The sequence below is a fragment of the Paenibacillus thalictri genome (assembly GCF_004307995.1).
Taxonomy (GTDB): Bacteria; Bacillota; Bacilli; order Paenibacillales; family NBRC-103111; genus Paenibacillus_AF; species Paenibacillus_AF thalictri.
Window position 1 is genome coordinate 312,718 of sequence record NZ_SIRE01000005.1, and the last position, 12,765, is coordinate 325,482.

At 53.0% G+C, this 12,765-nt stretch carries 12 protein-coding genes; 6 read left to right on the forward strand and 6 right to left on the reverse strand.

Features of this window, described 5'->3' with window-relative positions; genetic code table 11:
* Positions 1 to 98: 98 nt before the first annotated feature.
* Positions 99 to 1,769: a glycoside hydrolase family 26 protein gene (locus EYB31_RS07990; RefSeq protein WP_240762199.1), complete on the reverse strand. Its 1,671-nt coding sequence runs from the start codon at positions 1,767 to 1,769 to the stop codon at positions 99 to 101.
* A 72-nt stretch (positions 1,770 to 1,841) separates the two neighbouring features.
* Here EYB31_RS07990 and EYB31_RS40105 point away from each other — a divergent pair, with 72 nt between their 5' ends.
* From EYB31_RS40105 to EYB31_RS08015, 6 genes are all read left to right on the forward strand, one after another.
* On the forward strand, positions 1,842 to 1,988 hold the full coding sequence (locus tag EYB31_RS40105; RefSeq protein ID WP_165452294.1) for a hypothetical protein: 147 nt from the start codon (positions 1,842 to 1,844) through the stop codon (positions 1,986 to 1,988).
* A 146-nt stretch (positions 1,989 to 2,134) separates the two neighbouring features.
* Entirely contained in the window at positions 2,135 to 3,268 is a 1,134-nt protein-coding gene (locus EYB31_RS07995) for a glycerate kinase (RefSeq protein WP_131012761.1), read from the forward strand.
* Between the two features lie 29 nt (positions 3,269 to 3,297).
* Entirely contained in the window at positions 3,298 to 5,076 is a 1,779-nt protein-coding gene (locus EYB31_RS08000; RefSeq protein ID WP_131012762.1) for a stalk domain-containing protein, read from the forward strand.
* Positions 5,077 to 5,121: 45 nt separating this feature from the next.
* Positions 5,122 to 5,811: a YdeI/OmpD-associated family protein gene (locus tag EYB31_RS08005; protein WP_131012763.1), complete on the forward strand. Its 690-nt coding sequence runs from the start codon at positions 5,122 to 5,124 to the stop codon at positions 5,809 to 5,811.
* Positions 5,812 to 5,914: 103 nt separating this feature from the next.
* Entirely contained in the window at positions 5,915 to 7,804 is a 1,890-nt protein-coding gene (locus tag EYB31_RS08010) for a stalk domain-containing protein (RefSeq protein WP_165452295.1), read from the forward strand.
* 81 nt (positions 7,805 to 7,885) lie between these two features.
* Positions 7,886 to 8,119, forward strand: a complete 234-nt coding sequence (locus tag EYB31_RS08015) for a hypothetical protein (protein WP_131012765.1) — start codon at positions 7,886 to 7,888, stop codon at positions 8,117 to 8,119.
* 91 nt (positions 8,120 to 8,210) lie between these two features.
* Here EYB31_RS08015 and EYB31_RS08020 read toward each other — a convergent pair whose 3' ends face one another.
* From EYB31_RS08020 to udk, 5 genes are all read right to left on the reverse strand, one after another.
* The gene (locus tag EYB31_RS08020; protein ID WP_131012766.1) at positions 8,211 to 8,846 is read right to left on the reverse strand and encodes a nitroreductase family protein; all 636 of its coding nucleotides are present in this window, start codon (positions 8,844 to 8,846) and stop codon (positions 8,211 to 8,213) included.
* A gap of 109 nt (positions 8,847 to 8,955) precedes the next feature.
* Positions 8,956 to 10,158: an ABC transporter permease gene (locus tag EYB31_RS08025; RefSeq protein ID WP_131012767.1), complete on the reverse strand. Its 1,203-nt coding sequence runs from the start codon at positions 10,156 to 10,158 to the stop codon at positions 8,956 to 8,958.
* Positions 10,155 to 10,910 (reverse strand): ABC transporter ATP-binding protein, encoded by a 756-nt coding sequence (locus tag EYB31_RS08030; protein WP_131012909.1) that lies wholly within the window; start codon positions 10,908 to 10,910, stop codon positions 10,155 to 10,157. Before EYB31_RS08030 ends, EYB31_RS08025 begins: the two co-directional genes overlap by 4 nt.
* A 2-nt stretch (positions 10,911 to 10,912) precedes the next feature.
* Complete coding sequence (gene namA, locus EYB31_RS08035) at positions 10,913 to 11,929, reverse strand: NADPH dehydrogenase NamA (RefSeq protein WP_131012910.1); 1,017 nt, start codon at positions 11,927 to 11,929, stop codon at positions 10,913 to 10,915.
* A gap of 169 nt (positions 11,930 to 12,098) precedes the next feature.
* Positions 12,099 to 12,719 (reverse strand): uridine kinase, encoded by a 621-nt coding sequence (gene udk / locus EYB31_RS08040; protein ID WP_131012768.1) that lies wholly within the window; start codon positions 12,717 to 12,719, stop codon positions 12,099 to 12,101.
* Positions 12,720 to 12,765 lie beyond the last annotated feature (46 nt).

Genomic DNA, 12,765 nt, shown 5'->3' on the forward strand with positions numbered 1-12,765 from the left:
CAGTTGTCATCTTTCAGGGGGCACCGAGCCATTATAATATATAATTCAAGTGAAGCATGTAAATTCGTGTCGACACAAATGTAAATATTTTGTGACAATTATTGCCGGGTCATAGTGCTTTGGAAGGGGATGTCGGATTCGGCCATTTTCTCCATTTTTCCGCTGTAGGCCGTTATTTTAAGCGGGATTTTCGGGTCGAGCCCGGAAAGATCAATGTCGATTTCCCACGGTATTTCGTAGCTCGAAGCGACCATTTTGTCGTTTTGTGTATAGGTGACAAAGACCGGTTGCCTGCCGTCCTGAAGTTTGATATAAGCAAACAGCTTGCGTTTGCCTGGAAGTCCTGCGGGCAGTTCGCCGATCTTCGAATAAGTGCTGTCTTCAGCGGAACTGGGGCGCCGATTGCCTTCATCCATAGTCCCCAGGTAATAATCGCTTTGGATGAGCCTCTGGTACAAATGGTCCATCAGCGGATTTTCTCCCAAGTCGTATACATGCTCCATCCCGGTTTGAGCCGCTCTTTGTTTGCTGAAGTTGAAGTAAGTGATCGCTTTGATCTGCGGGAACATTCTTGGCAAAAAGCCGTACATATTGCCGATCTGTCCTTCGCCCCACTTGGCAAAATCCGTTCCTGTTTTCAAATGATAATGCGAGACGGCCCCTTCCGAAATCATGATCGGTTTATGGGCATATTTATCGTAAAGCGGACGAAAATAATCGATCTGATTGGTCGTCAAATCCAGTTTCTCCATCGCATAAGGCGTAGCATACAACGAGAAACCGACCCAATCGACATATTCGTCGCCGGGGTAATAATCGTCAAGCGAATCGGCCGGCAAAAAGTTAGGGGACCATACCATCGCCACATTAGGCGCTTCTTCCTTCATGATGTCATGGATGAGGCGAAATTTCTCCACATATTGTTGGGGATCGCCGTGCCACGGCACCCAGGCGCCGTTCATTTCCGAAGCATAACGGAGGAACACGGGGATGCCGGAAGCTTTGGCTTCGCGCGCAAAACGGCGCACGTATTCGTCATCCTGCACGTCTTCGAGCCCGTATCTCGGCTCCCAGCCGATCTGCAGGGATGCGCCTAGCTCCTTAGCCCGCTGCGCATTGCGGATGGGGAAATAGGAGTCGGTGTCAGTCTGGTATTTGCGCCAGCCGACATAAGCAAGATACATCGCATGTTTGCGTCCGTAAACGGACTCCACCTTGGAGAAGTCGAAAGCCACGCGGCGGTCCGCGCCCAGTATGCCCAAATAGACGCCGGATGATGGCTCGAATTTCGCCGGCGGACGGCTTGCGAGAGGGGTGATGCCGCTGGCATACAGCTCAATCTCGGCGGAACCGCCGGCGATCGGCGCATCCGCTTGCCAAGGCGGCTCAGCCTCTGAGCCGCTCTCTCTCCAAAGCGATTCGCTCTGCGCGTACAGCTGCGAGGCTTCGTCATTGTTGCCGACGCTTTTGTCATAAGCGGCTTTCCGGTATGTGTAGTCTGCCGCGATATCCTTGCGGTTCATCTCTAATGCGAGAGTAAGCTGCTGTTCCCACCATGCCAGTACAGAGGGGCGTTCATCCTGCTTTGGGGCGGTGGCTTCCATAACGAGCGGTTGCGGGGCGCTCATCCCGCCCAGCCATAAATAACATGCGAACATCGCTGCTGCGGCGCCAATCGCGGCTGTCAGCGGGAACAACTTTCTTGGCTTGCGGTGATAACGTTCGGGTTGGATAATAAACACCTCGTTTACAATTGCAATCGTCTTCATTTCACTTAACTATACCGCGGAATAAAATCGTGCGTCCACCAAAATACTAAAGACGGTCGGAGGTGAGAACATTTGGGCAGCGGAAAAGCAAACCGGAGCAACAATCCGAACTTTAAGGAAAATAAGTTTACCGAAGATGAGGCGGCGATGCACGCCGAGAAGGCAGCAAAACGTCCCGCCAGTTTAAACGAAGTTCCCAAACAAACAAATCCTCAGTAATTGGTTTGGCATTACGTAATACGAAAAAAGCGGCGGCATGGTTTGATGCGGGCCGCTTTTTTCCGTTCACTCAAATTGCCGCTTGTGCTATCATAAAAAGGGTTACATAAAAACATAGTTTACTATATTAAGAGGAGAATTCTCATATGAAAATTGTACTGGCTCCAGACTCATATAAGGGCAGCCTCACGGCTAAACAAGCATGTGACGCGATGGAAGAGGGCATTCTCCGCGCCGCGCCGCACGCCGAAATCGCGAAAGTGCCGATGGCTGACGGCGGTGAAGGCACCGTGCAAAGCCTGATCGACGCTACCGGCGGCAAATTGCTGACCGTCGAAGTTACCGGACCGCTCGGCGATAAAGTGAAAGCTTCATACGGCATATTGGGCGATGGAGAAACTGCCGTGATCGAGATGGCCGAAGCGTCGGGATTGTACTTAATTGCAGCGGAAAACCGAAACCCTCTCGCTACTACTACGTATGGAACGGGGGAACTGATTCGTGCGGCGCTTGATCAAGGCTGCCGCAAATTTATTATGGGCCTTGGGGGCAGCGCTACAAATGACGGCGGAGCCGGCATGGCGCAGGCTCTTGGCGTACGGCTGCTTGACGCCGAAGGCGCAGAGCTTACGCCGGGTGGCGGCGCGTTAAGCCGGCTCGAGCGCATCGATGCAAGCGGGCTGGACCCGCGCATCGCAGAATGCGCCTTTACGGTCGCCTGCGACGTCGACAACCCGCTGCTTGGGCCTGCCGGAGCCAGCGCGGTGTTTGGCCCGCAAAAAGGGGCGACGCCGGCGATGGTGGCTGAGCTCGATGCGGCCCTCGGCCATTACGCCGCAGCGCTGCGCCGCGATCTTGGCGCTGACGTCGCCGAGCTTGCGGGCGCGGGCGCGGCCGGTGGTCTGGGCGCCGGCGTGGTCGCTTTCTTGAACGCCGAGCTGCGCCGCGGCGTCGACATCGTGATTGCGGCGTCGAACTTGGAGAAGCATTTGACCGGAGCAACGCTTGTTTTCTCAGGCGAAGGGCAATGCGACTTCCAGACCGAGCGCGGAAAAACACCGTATGGCGTCGCCATAACGGCCCAGAAGCAAGGAGTGCCTTGCTTCCTGATCGCCGGTGCAGTCGGACAAGGCATTGAGGTTTTGTATAAAAGCGGCGTAGCCAGCGTTTTCTCCATGGTGGACAAGCCGATGGCGCTGGAAGACGCAATGTCGTCGGCCCACAGATTGCTCGCCGATGCCGCCGAGCGCATTATGCGCGTATATTTGACAGCACGATAAGAACGAATACATACGAAGGAGTATGCAGCATGAAATGGAGCAGTAAAACCGCAGCCGCGGCGATTATGGGCGTATGGATGGCGACCGTCTCCGTACAGCCGGCGGCTGCCGTATCGGTAACTTCAACGTATATTCAGCTGTTCCCCAATCTGGAGAACGCTAATGTAAACGGTGTGAAGCAGCCCATTGACGTGCCGGTGGAGGGGACGGGAGAAAATACTTTTGTGCCCCTTCATTGGCTGGGCGAGCGGCTTGGCCAGCCCGTAGTGTGGAACGAAAAGACGAAAAAAGCGCAGATGATTACGCCTAAGGCGTACATTGAGTTTGATTTGGCGGCACAGCAGGTCACGGTGAACGGACAAGCTGCGGATTTCGGCCAGAAGGTAAAGCTGAGCGGCGACCGTCTGATGGTGAAGGTGAGCTGGCTTGCCGCTTACGCCGGGTTCACGACCTCGTATAACGCCGCGGAGCAAAGAACCGATGTCGTGTATGTGCCGTCACCGTCTACCGGGTACAACGAAACCGGATACGGCCAAGACGATATGCCTAATTCCAAGCCGGTCGCTAAATTTATGCTGGGCAAAGAAAGTTACCGGATGGGAGAACCTGTCGATTATATCGATTTAAGTTATGACCCGGATGCCGAAGGGCTGCCGGGTTACGAGTGGACCGGCAAGCAGGACGTATTTTTCAAGCCGGGCGAATACAAGGTGTCGCTGAAGGTAAAAGACCCGAAGGGCAATGTCAGCGACGAATATTCGCGGTTGATTCAAGTAAAAAACGAGATGTACTGGAACCGGTTTGATTACGGGTTGCGTTACGACCCGATCGGCACCCTGCTGAAGCCGGATTGGGGTCAAAACGATGCCGATCTGCTGCGTCTGCCCCAGCTTCCTTCTGCGACTAAAGACGCAAGCGGCAGCGGTATGATCGGCAATCCCGGGCGAAAGCTGATCAGTGCCGATTTATCGGCGGCTCAGCACAAAGGCATCATCTCATCGGCATCCATCAACGGCAAAGCGAGAATTTCGGTCCGTTTCATCAACAATTTATCCGAATCAGCGCAGCTCGCTGTCGTGATGCGCAAAACGGGCGGCGACACGCCGGCGACAATCGTCACGACACGCAAGGGCGAGACGGCGCCGACGATTTATACGCAGGATATCGACAGCCGGGCTGCAGCGCAATTCATGCTGAATCATAGCGATGGCTCCAAGCTGGAAGTGACCGCCGAGCAGCCGAAATTGTACAAGGTGACTTCCGAGATGCGTCCGGGACAAGGTATTACCGCCCATTACGATATACAAACGGACGATGATGTCACCGTTTATTTTATTGTGATGGCTCCCGGCGAATCGGAGAAAGACTTGAGCAAGTATACAGCCACCGCTAGCGGCATGAAATCGTTGCCGGCGCTGTCTTCCGGACTTTCTTGGGAAGCGGACGCTACGGGAAGAAAGGAAGCCGGAAGACTGACTTTCGGTGAGCAGCCGGTTGGCGTGCAATCGGGCCAGTTGACGGCAAAACCTGCGGTACTCGGAGAGTCTTATTCGGTGCGCATTATTCGCCCGCGTAAAGCCGCTTTATTGATGTATCCGCGGGGCGGCTATTTCCACGGGCCGATTAAAATAAACGATACCGTTGTGATGGTCCCGGAAAAGGGCGGGCTCACTACGATGGACGGTGCGGATTTGCTTTTGCGCACGAATGGCACCGAGCCATGGATCGACTTGGAGTGGATGCCGTCCGACGGCACGCAGCTGCCTGTTGATTTTGTGCTTTATCCATTGGAGGAAAAGACGGAATAAACCGGTCAGCGCTAGCGGCGAATCCTAAACGGAAGGAGCGAGCTGATGAACGAAGATTTGGTTAAGAAGCTGCGCTTGCGCGCGGACGGGATTAACGTCGTGATTAATCCGCCGAAAGGCTATATGGAGCAGATGGATCTGCCTGGAAGCGCTGCGAATGTGCTGATCTTTCCCGAGCATCAACCGCGTCTGGCCGATATGAAGCGCAGCTGCGATTACATTCAGTGGTTTGTTGTCGACAGCGAAGACGTGGAGACCGGTTTGTCTTCCGTCATCCAAGCGGTCAAAGAAGACGGGATGCTCTGGATTTGTTATCCGAAGGGCGGATCAAAGGTAAAAACAAACCTGGACCGCGACCTTTTGTATAGACTGGTTGTTTCTTACGGTTTGGAAGGCGTAGCGATGGTTTCGGTGGATGCTGTCTGGTCGGCGATGCGCTTCCGCTCCGCCGATCAAGTGAAGAACAAGCGTCGCGAGAAAACCGCGGCAACGGATGGTTCCCAGCGGCCCGCTCCGAAAGAGCGGATTATTGAAGTGCCTGAAGATGTGCGGGAGCTGTTGAACCAACATCCGGCAGCGTCCGAAATGTTTGAGAAGCTGTCTTATACCCATAAGAAAGAATATGTCATGTGGATTACCGGCGCCAAGAAAGCGGAAACGCGTCTTAACCGGAAACATAAAATGATCGTCATGCTGGAGAAGGGATTAAAAAATCCTTCCGCCAAAGAGGTATGACATTTTCATAGTGATAGTTAGTCGCTAAATGAATGCAGCTGGAAAGTCCCTTATGAGGAGAAACGGGAGAGCAGCATGGTGAAAGATGAGGGGAACAAATGGCATGAAAAAAGCAGTGAAGTTATGTAAAACGGCTTTAGCCGCATGTCTGATTGGCACCGCCGGATTGACGGCGGTTGTGGAACCGGCGTTTGCCGCGCCGTCCGCAGAAAATGCATCTGCGGCTCCGCTGACAAGTACGGCTGATAAGCAGATAACGGCCGCAACGATGGCTCCAGAAAACAATACAAATGCAACTTCAGCACCGCAAGCTTCTAAAGAAACGGTGTACATGTTATTTTATCCGGGCCAGACTCAAGCATTTGTCAACGGCAGCCGATCGACGCTGGACATACCGGTCGAAGCGGCGGATAAAACGGCTTACGTACCAGCCAAGTGGCTGGGTGAGGCGCTTGGTTTCCCGGTGAAATGGAATGAGTCGACAAATACGGTTCAGATGATTACGCCTAAGGCGTTTGTAGAATTCGACTCGGCCGGCGGCACGGTTTCCATCAACGGCAAATCCGAACCATTCAGCGGTGCTGGAGTGATTCGGGACGGTCGACTGCTGGTGCGATTGGACTGGCTGTCCGCCTACATCGGGTATAAAGCCACCTACAACGCCGAGATGAAACGGTACGAGCTGCTTTATGTGAAAGCGGGCAGCGGCCAGAGCGGCTTCTACAATGATACGCTGCCGAATGCGCGTCCGGTTGCATTGTTCGATACGAACAAAGATACATACCGGATCGGAGAGCCGGTGCGTTATACCGATGTCAGCTACGATCCCGACATGGACCCGATCAGCCGTGAATGGAGCAACAGATTGGATGCGTTTTTCGAGCCGGGAGCTTATGCAATCAGCTTGACCGTAACCGACAGCAAGGGCAACGAAAGCGAAACATATAAGAAGGTGGTTACGATCACCAACGAGATTTATTTGTCCCCGTTTGATTACAAGGTCTACAACGAACCTGTCGGCACTTTTGTCAAAGATGAGGAAGCGACGCTGCGTAAATATTTGCGCGACATTCCGCAGCTGCCTAATGTGGTCAAGCATCCAGCGGACCGGCCGCTGATCGTCAGCGACAGCCCGGAGACGTTCTACAAGAAAGGTTTTCTTTATCAGGAAAGCGTCAACGGCAAAGCCAGACTGTACGCCGACCACGTGAACGGCATGAATGAGAAGGTGCAGTTTGCAATTATCGTCCGCAATCCCGACCCGGAGAAAACCGTGGTTGTCAAAACGACAAACCAAGGGGAAGTATATCCTTCGATTTATGCGAATCTGATCGGCAACGAAGCTTCCTTGGAGTTTCTGCAGGGGGAAAGGAAACCGGAGTCTCTTGCGGTGGGACCGGGTCAAACGGTGTTCTACAAGAAGATGCCGGACTTCTACCCGGGGCAAGGCATGAATGTGATCTATGACGTGGAAACCGACGGCGAAGTGTACTTCTCGTTTGTTGCGATGGATGCAGGCGCGGATTTGTCGAGTGTCGGCAATCTTAGCCAGCTGGAGTACACCGGCAATGTGCGCGGCACGTTCGATTGGTCGGAGGTGCAGTGGACTGTCGATGCCAGAGGTTTCGACAAGCCGTCCAGCTTGACCATCGGAGACGGGACCAGCGATCTGTTTGTGACCGGCGCGGACTTCTATACCAAGAAGGAATCGCTTAATTTGGGCAACTACGGCGTCGTCTATAAAATTCATATCCCGGAGCCGCGTAAAATGTCCGTCCTGCTGCTGCCGCGCGGCGGCGTGTTTAAAAGTCCGTTTAAAGTGAACGGCAAAATCGTGCAGGTCCCTGCATCCGGAGTAATGATGGATTATCAAGGTTACACGATTATTGCACGGACGACGGGAACGGAAAAATCGCTGGATCTTGAATTTACACCCGCGGCGGGTTCAGCTTTCCCGGTGGACGTCATATTTTATCCTTTGGACGCAAAATAATGGATCGCTAAATAACGGATGACAATTTCTGAAGCGGGGAACCCTAACCCATACTTCCTGTTGAAAGAGGGGGAATTGCGTTTGGAACGAAATGAACAGCTGGAGCAGCAACTGGCGCAAGAGCTGATGAACGGCGAAAGCGGCGAAGTAGACGCACAGCGGCTGGCAAGCGGCAGGCTGGCCCACAAATATGAAGTACGGGTCCAGGCAACCGTTGACCCGATCGTTGAGGAGACCCGGATTGTGCGTAATTACGTACGCGAAGTAGACGATCGTTACGATGAATACTTGTCGAGAACGGATCAAACCGACTAGACACATAAAAGCGCCTGACAGCGGAGCTCCGTTGTCAGGCGTTTTGTGTGTGTTTTGGAAACATTTCGCATAAAGAGGCATGACGCCCCATTTACCAAAATGCATTACGTACGATGACTTTATCCAGCTCCATACGAGTCGAACGGTAAGCCGGCTCGCTGGCATAACCGATCGCAATCAGCAAAGAAGGCGCGTAACGGCTGGGGATATGAAGCGTATCAACCAGCTTCTGCTGGTCGAATCCGCCCATCGGACAGCTGTCGAGACCGTAACCTTTAGCGGCTAACATCAGCTGCATGGCGGCGAACGAGGAATTTTTGTAACCCTCGATTAGACCTACATTTGGCCGCTCATACGCATTGTTAACTTGGCTTTTGAGCGTTTGCTTTACCTCTTCGCTCATCAATCCTTGTTTTACCGCATCCGAATAAATTTCTTCGGCATTCAGATTTGCCTCAAGGTCGGCCAACACGACAATCAGAGCGGAGCAGTCGCTTACCTGCGATTGATGAAACGCAATCGGCAATACATTATCTTTAACCGATTGATCCTCAATGACGATAAACTTCCAGTGCTGCAAATTCCACGACGATGGCGCCGTATGGGCAAGCTGCAAAAGGCCGGTTAACGTGGATTCGGGAATTTGGCGTCCTTTTTCAAATTTCTTTACGCTATGCCGTTCCGTCATGGCTTCGGCAACGGTGCTTGTTGCGGTTGTTGGGAGCATCGGTTTCCCCTCGCTTTATATAGAGATACGGTGTTAATATCTCCATTCCCGGGGCCGCAGCCATAATAGATGACTAGTAAAATGAATCCTGGAAAGGAACCATTTGCGTTTATTTCCGCCTGAATCTAGGCACAGCCAAGGAAACCGCCACAACAAGCGCCGCTGCCAGCACACCGGCAAGCGGATTGGCAGCCGTTACAAGCAGCGGCAACGCCAAAAGGATGTTAACCAGCAAGTGGGTGATGGCGACCACTTGATTGGCCGATTGCACACGCAGCCTCGGGTCGAGCGGGTAGATGTGCACCCATTCGCTGTAGCGGTGATATTGGTTCAGCGCGGACAGCTGTACGCCGCATATAAATGCAAACAAGACGTAAAGTCCTATTTTTAATAAGTCTCCTTCGGTGATCGAGATGACGACAATCCCGACAATCGTTAACCGTACCGCAATGCCAAACAGCTCGGATCTGGCCCATGTTGCCGCGTACAGCAGGAAAAATGCGCGATTTTGCTTAAACGGAATGTTTGCTGTGATGTAACGCGCCAAACGGTTATTGTATACTTCCGCGTGTTCGCGCGGCACATCGGTGAACGCTCCGATAAACGAGAAGTATTTGGCCCGGTGCTTTTGTTCAAGCCGGATCAAATGCTCCCAATGATAAGGAAAACTTGTGAACCGCTGTACCCATAGCAATAAAACGATAAATCCGATGCCTGTAAGCAGCAGCGCCCAAGCCGGATGAAGCGAAACGACCGCATAAGCGAGCCCGGCTGTGAGGACAACCCGGATAGAGGCGTATGTCCGTCTCCATGCTCGCTCGCGCAGTTGATTGATACGCCAGCCGGCGTAGACGTTTAAGCATTTTAAGATCAGGCATTGAATTCCCACAATCCAGAAGAAAGCGGAGCTTACGCCGGTACCCAGCTTGTACATCGGCCAAAGCAGCGCCCATATGAACAAGACGATAAGGCACTGAACGATGGAAGAGGCAACGACGGATTTGCGGAAATAGGCGGTCATCCCGCTTTCGACAGGCAGTAGAAATACGATGTCCGCTTGCTTCAAGTACGTTCTAACCGGACTTATGGCGAAGCAAATCAGCAGCACGGCGGCGGCGACGGGACGAACAGGGAAATCGGAGGGCATCGTTTTGAGGAATTCGGTATACCCGTATATGCCCAGCATAACTGCAAGCGAAAAGGCAAGCGAGCCGCTGGCAGCGACATAACGGAAATACGGGATAAGTTCTTTCCAGAAACGTGCCGAGCGCTCCGACCGTAAAGGTTCCGTTTGAAAGATGACTGGCTTCATACGCCGTTTCCTTTGGTCAGCTCGTAAAAAACGTCGTCCAGCGAGGCTCCCGGCATACCGGCCGTTTCCTGCAGCGATGCAACGTCTCCGAAAGCGAGCACACGCCCGTTGTGAAGCAGCACAAACCGGTCGCAATATCGCTCGATTGTGGACAATATATGCGAGCTGATCAGGATGGCGGCGCCATTTTGCTTGCGTTCGACCATTAAGTCCAGGAGCGACCGGATGCCCAGCGGATCAAGCCCCAAGAACGGCTCGTCAATCAAGTACAGATCGGGCTGTACAAGAAAAGAGCTCAAAATCATCACTTTTTGGCGCATGCCTTTGGATAGATGGGCGGGAAGACGGTTCAGCTTATCGGCCATTTGAAATTGCTCGGCCAACGAGTTAAGCCTCGCTTCGTAAACGGACTGCTCCAGCCCGTAGGCCATAGCGGCCATTCTGACATGTTCTTCAACCGTCATCTCGTCGTATAGCAAGGGCGATTCCGGAACATACGTATAGGCAAGCCGAAACTTCTCGATGTCGTCCTGCAGCGTACTGCCTTTGACCCGAATCGCTCCTTTGTGCTGCCGCAAAATGCCGAGAATCGTTTTCAAAGTCGTGCTTTTTCCAGCGCCGTTCAGACCGATCAGACCGACCATTTCTCCGGGGCCGACATGAAAGGAAACGTCGTGAAGCACCGGTTTCGCCTGGCTGTAACCTCCGGTTATATGATCGACCTGCAATACGCGGGATTCATCTGCATTCATCGTCATAACCAGCCGCGCTCGTATTGCTTCGGCGGTTTCAGCTCGTGCTTCAATTCTTTGGCGGCGCGACGCGGCCAGTACGGATCGCGAAGCAGCTCTCTGGCCAGGAAGACGAGATCGGCCCGGCCGCCGGCGATGACTTCTTCTGCATGCGCCGGTTCGGTTATCAGCCCTACTGCGCCGGTCAGCAAACCTGCGCCGCTGCGGATTGCTTCCGACAGCGGAATTTGATATCCCGGATAGATGTTGATCGGGTAGGGGACGACACTGCCCGAGCTGCAATCGATCAGGTCGGCACCTTGCTGTTTCATGTATTCGGCATATTGCACATATTGCCTTATATCGTTGCCTTCCGGATGGTATTCGTTAGCCGAAACCCTTACAAATAACGGCCCCTCCCAAACGGCCCGCACACCGTCCAGTACCTCTTTCAGAAAACGGTACCTGCGCTCCGCGTCGCCGCCGTATTCGTCCGTCCGTTTGTTGGCAAGCGGCGAAAGAAATTGGTTAATCAAGTAGCCATGCGCCGCGTGAATTTCGATCACGTCGAAGCCGGCTGCGGCCGCGCGTTTGGCTGCGGCGATAAAAGCGCCGATCGTTTCATGGATTTGCTCAAGCGTCATTTCTTCGGGCAGCTTATATTTGGAGTCGAATGCAATCGCCGAAGGGGCGACGATCGGACCGCTAACTGTCGATTTTCGCCCGGCATGGGCGATTTGAATGCCTATTTTGGCGCCTTGCCCGTGTACAAGCCGGACCAGCTCGGTCAGTCCGGGAATATGCTCATCGCTCCATATCCCGAGGTCCTGCTCGGAAATTCTGCCTTGCGGGGTCACGGCGCTTGCTTCAACGATAATCAGTCCGACTTGTCCTACAGCTCTTGTCGTATAATGCGTTTTATGCCAATCGTTCACAGTTCCGTCTTTATCCGGACAAGAATACATGCACATCGGAGACATGACAATACGGTTATGTAACGTAACATTGCGGATCGTAAGTGGTGCAAACAGCTGCGCCATCGGTATCCCATCCTTTTTATTCATTTTCGCATACATAACATATGTTACCATATGCCGGGGAAGATAAACAAAACAAGGCCCGCATGGTTGGACTGATACCGGCTGCCTCCGAATAACAAAAAAGGATGGGCGCCGTGTGAAGGGCGGTCCCATCCTTGATTATCCGCTCTCAGCCCAGAGCGCGGGTTACATATTTCTCCGTCCAAATGGTTAGCAGGCTGATGCCCACCTCGTTGTGAGCCCCTTCGGGAATGATGATGTCGGCATATTTTTTGGAAGGTTCAATAAAGGCGTCATGCATCGGCTTGACCGTTGACAAATACTGGTCGTGCACCGATTGAATCGAACGTCCGCGTTCATTGATATCTCTGAGCACTCTACGCAAAATGCGCACATCGGGATCGGTGTCGACAAATACTTTCATATCGAGCACTTCGCGCAGCGCCTGGTCTGATAACACATGGAGCCCTTCGATGATGACGATTGGCTTGATATTGATCTCCACTGTCTGCGACGACCGGCCGTGGTTGCTGAAATCGTAAACGGGGGACAACACCTTGCGGCCTTGTTTTAATTGTAAAAGATGCTGCAGCAGCAGCTCGTTATCAAACGCGAGAGGGTGATCGTAATTGATCCGTTCCCGTTCCGCAAAAGGAAGATGGGAATGGTCGAGATAATAATTGTCCTGGGAGATCAGATTGACTTTGTCCGCTCCCAAATGATCGATGACCGATCTGGCCACCGATGTTTTGCCGGACCCGGTTCCTCCGGCGATACCAATAATAAGCATACGTAAAAAAAGCCTCCCGCTGGTGAGATGAGCCATGCAAAATTGC

Coding starts and splice junctions, on each gene's coding strand:
- EYB31_RS08010 (WP_165452295.1), top strand. CDS start 5,915: ATGAAAAAAGCAGTGAAGTTATGTAAAACGGCTTTAGCCGCATGTCTG.
- EYB31_RS07990 (WP_240762199.1), bottom strand. CDS start 1,769: ATGAAGACGATTGCAATTGTAAACGAGGTGTTTATTATCCAACCCGAA.
- namA (WP_131012910.1), bottom strand. CDS start 11,929: ATGGCGCAGCTGTTTGCACCACTTACGATCCGCAATGTTACGTTACAT.
- EYB31_RS07995 (WP_131012761.1), top strand. CDS start 2,135: ATGAAAATTGTACTGGCTCCAGACTCATATAAGGGCAGCCTCACGGCT.
- EYB31_RS08020 (WP_131012766.1), bottom strand. CDS start 8,846: ATGCTCCCAACAACCGCAACAAGCACCGTTGCCGAAGCCATGACGGAA.
- EYB31_RS08005 (WP_131012763.1), top strand. CDS start 5,122: ATGAACGAAGATTTGGTTAAGAAGCTGCGCTTGCGCGCGGACGGGATT.
- EYB31_RS08030 (WP_131012909.1), bottom strand. CDS start 10,910: ATGAATGCAGATGAATCCCGCGTATTGCAGGTCGATCATATAACCGGA.
- udk (WP_131012768.1), bottom strand. CDS start 12,719: ATGCTTATTATTGGTATCGCCGGAGGAACCGGGTCCGGCAAAACATCG.
- EYB31_RS08000 (WP_131012762.1), top strand. CDS start 3,298: ATGAAATGGAGCAGTAAAACCGCAGCCGCGGCGATTATGGGCGTATGG.
- EYB31_RS08025 (WP_131012767.1), bottom strand. CDS start 10,158: ATGAAGCCAGTCATCTTTCAAACGGAACCTTTACGGTCGGAGCGCTCG.